Origin of the sequence: Tabrizicola sp. (assembly GCF_036781545.1) — a bacterium.
Taxonomy (GTDB): Bacteria; Pseudomonadota; Alphaproteobacteria; order Rhodobacterales; family Rhodobacteraceae; genus Tabrizicola.
On record NZ_DAIQAT010000243.1, the window covers coordinates 1 to 3644 of the forward strand.

The 3644-nt window shown below is 67.0% G+C and carries 3 protein-coding genes; all 3 read right to left on the reverse strand.

What is annotated here, in order from left to right:
- The coding region (locus V7Q39_RS20020; protein ID WP_333818375.1) for a substrate-binding domain-containing protein at positions 1-821 on the reverse strand (821 nt) is incomplete at its 3' end.
- A 23-nt stretch (positions 822-844) separates the two neighbouring features.
- On the reverse strand, positions 845-1708 hold the full coding sequence (locus tag V7Q39_RS20025; protein ID WP_333818376.1) for a hypothetical protein: 864 nt from the start codon (positions 1706-1708) through the stop codon (positions 845-847).
- A gap of 157 nt (positions 1709-1865) precedes the next feature.
- The coding region (locus tag V7Q39_RS20030; RefSeq protein ID WP_333818377.1) for a preprotein translocase subunit SecA at positions 1866-3644 on the reverse strand (1779 nt) is incomplete at its 5' end.

A 3644-nucleotide genomic window follows, 5' to 3' on the forward strand; every position in this document is an offset into this window, starting at 1 on the left:
TCGGTCAGCGGCATCCGCCGCGCCGGGGCAATCGCCGACCGGCCCGAGATCGCGATGGCCCAGGGGTCCTTGGCCACCGCCCCGGCCAAAGCGGCAAGGTCGGGGTGCAGGACCATCGCCGCAGGTTTTGCGCCCAGCCGTGCGGCCAGCGCCTGCTGGATGTCGCTGTCTGCCTCCAGCGCGTGCAGCACCACCGGCATGTCCGGCCCCCCGACCTGCGCCCAGTTCGTCACCTCGCCGGACAGCACCCCGGCCAGCTCCACGGTGGAAATCTCGGGCGTCGGGTTGTCGGGCGCGACCAGGACGACCAGCGCATCCGTCGCGACGGCATGGCTGCCAAGGCCAGCCTCGGCGCGATAGGAAAGCTTCAGGTCCGCCGACCCGGCCTCCAGCGCCGCCGTCGCCTGGTCGGGCGGCAGGGGGGCAAAGGAAATCTCGGCCAGGCCCTTGCGGCTTGCGGGGTCGAGGATGCGCGCCGCATAGGCCCCGCCCGGCACCTCGTCATAGACCAGCCCCCGCGACCGGGCGAAGCTCTGGACCAGAACCGGCAGCAAGGCCGCGGCATCCGGAGAGCCGACGACCCGCATCACCGCCTTGGGTGCCGTCAGCTCCGGGCAGGCGGGGCCTTCGCAGATCACCCCCTGCCCGTCGACGGTCAGCAAGCCATAGGAAGTTGAAATCCGGTAGAACTCCCCGTCATAGCCCTGCAGCGTGCCGCTCAGCACGATCCCGCCCTCCCGGGCGACCAGCGTCACGTCCTGGGCAGCGGCAGACCCCCAAATGCACAGGGCAGCGCCCAGCGCCGCCAGTCCTGCCTTCACACCCATACCCTGCCAATCCGGACCTACTTCGGGGCGGCGAGTTTCGGGGCAGGCGCAAGATTCTTCAACACCAGAATGTCGCCCGTCGTGCCGCAAAGCGGAACGCTGATCGCCCGTTCGGCATGTGTGGCGATCCCCGCGACGGAATAGACCGTCTCGACCCGCAGCGTCCGCCCGCAAGAGGCCGGAGTGATCCGCAACTCACCCGTGATGTCGGCCTTGCCCAGGCCCGGACCGGGCACGGAATAGACCCGCGCCAGCACCGGCGACTGCACGCTGGCCGATCCCAGCGCGATCACCCGCTGCTCGTCTGCCATCACGGGGGCCGGGCTGCCGATCAGCACCCTGTCGCCATCGGTGACGCGTAGCTCCAGCTCGGCCGGAAGCTCCCATACCACGGCGAAGCGGGAATAGCGCGAAACGTCGGGCACCGTGACCTTGCCCAGCACCAGACGCGCATCCTGCAGATAGACCGCCACCATGGCGTCAGAACGCAGCGCGGGCAGCGTCACCGAGGCATGGCCGTCGCCTTGCGTCCTGACCGAGAAGGACAGGCCGGAATGCCGTATGACGATACGCTCGCCCGGATTGCAGGGCGCGGCCAGCGACAGCTGGATCATCGCGCCGGGCAGGGCGGAAAGCTCCATCTCCGGGCGGCAGCGGTCGCCCCCGGCGGGGGGTGTGGTCGCGGCGACGGGGGTGATGCCGGTCAGTTCGCCCATGCCCGGGTCCGCCGGGCTGGTCAGCGACGCGGACTGTGGCACGGCGCTTGCCGGGGCGGGCTTGGACTGTCTGGCAAGTTCGGCGGCAGAGATCAGAAGCGATTGTTCATCGGCGGGGGCCTTCAGCCGTTCCGCCGTATGGGCCGCAACGGCGGCAACGCCCACGGCTGCGGTGATCCGCAAAACTTTTTGTCGCCAAAGCATGGCAGCGCCCCGGCCCGAGAATCGGACCGTTTACGGCTAGAGCCCAATACTGGCGGAGAAATGGCATTAATGGGGAAGGCTGCCGCAGTCGCCCCGAAACGCCAGGTAAATGGCCGCCTCAGATGAGGCGACCGTGGCAATGCTTGAACTTCTCGCCCGAACCGCAGGGGCAGGGATCGTTCCGGCCGGGGTTGCCCCAGGTCGAAGGATCGGCTTCGTCGAAGCCCGCAAGCCGGGTTGCGGCCTCGGCCACCGGCGCGGCGGCAAGGGCAGCGGCAGGCGCGGCTGCGGCGGCTTCCAGCACCTTCGGCTGTTGCGCCGCCTCTTGCGCGGCCTGCATCTGCCGCATCATCTCGTCCTGCTCTTCCCTGGTCACGGGACGGATGCGCGACAGTTGCTGCGTGGTCTGTTCCCGCAACGAATTCAGCAGGCCCTCGAACAGCTGGAAGGCTTCGGTCTTGTATTCGTTCAGCGGGTCGCGCTGCGCATAGCCGCGGAAGTTCACCACCGACCGCAGGTGTTCCAGCCGCAGCAGATGCTCACGCCACTTGCTGTCGATGGCTTGCAGCAGGACCTGCTTCTCGATGGTCTGCATGGTCGACAGGCCGAAGGCTTCGGTCTTCTCGGCCATCATCTTGTCCGAGGCCTCGATGATCCGCTCCCGCACGACAGCCTGATCCACACCCTCTTCCGCCGCCCAGTCGGCGATCGGCAGATCCATGTTCAGCATGTCGCGAACCGAGGCGGTCAACCCCTCGGTATCCCAGGCATCCGGGTAGGTTTTCGGCGGCATGGTCAGATCGACCAGATCCTCGATCACCTGGTGACGCATGTCGGCGGCGACGTCGGCGACGTGATCGGCCTGCATGATCTCCATCCGCTGGCTGAAGATCGCCTTGCGCTGGTCGTTCATCACGTCGTCGAACTTCAGAAGCTGCTTGCGGATGTCGAAGTTGCGCCCCTCGACCTTGGCCTGCGCCTTCTCAAGGCTCTTGTTGACCCAGGGGTGAACGATGGATTCGCCTTCCTGCATCCCCAGCGTGGACAGGATCTTGTCCAGCCGTTCCGACCCGAAGATCCGCATCAGGTCGTCTTCCAGCGACAGGAAAAAGGCCGACCGCCCGGGGTCGCCCTGCCGGCCCGACCGGCCACGCAGCTGGTTGTCGATCCGGCGGCTTTCGTGGCGTTCGGTGCCAAGGACAAACAGGCCCCCGGCCTGCTTCACCGCCTCTTCCTCGTCCAGGTGCGCCGCCTCGATCCGGGCGCGGATCGCGACATGGTCGCCCTCGGGCTCGGCGGCGATGGCCTCCATCACCTTGAACTCGACGTTGCCGCCCAGCTTGATGTCGGTGCCGCGGCCCGCCATGTTCGTCGCGATGGTGACAGAGCCCAGCTTACCCGCGTCGGCGACGATCTTGGCTTCCATCTCGTGCTGGCGCGCGTTCAGCACCGAATGCGGGATGCCGTCCTTCTTCAACAATTCCGACAGCTGTTCCGATTTCTCGATCGAGGTCGTGCCGACCAGGATCGGCTGGCCCTTCTCATGCGCTTCTTTGATCGCCTTCAGGATGCCGTCATATTTCTCCCGCGCCGAGCGGAACACCTGGTCATGCTCGTCGATCCGGGCGACGACGCGGTTCGTCGGCACCTCGACCACGCCCAGCCCGTAGATCTCGCGGAATTCCTCGGCCTCGGTCGCCGCCGTGCCGGTCATGCCGCCCAGCTTGTCATACAGACGGAAGTAGTTCTGGAAGGTCACGCTGGCATAGGTCACGTTCTCGGGGTTGATCTTCACCCCCTCCTTCGCCTCGATCGCCTGGTGCAGGCCGTCCGACAGCCGCCGCCCCTTCATCATCCGCCCGGTGAATTCGTCGATCAGCATCACCTCGCCGTCGCG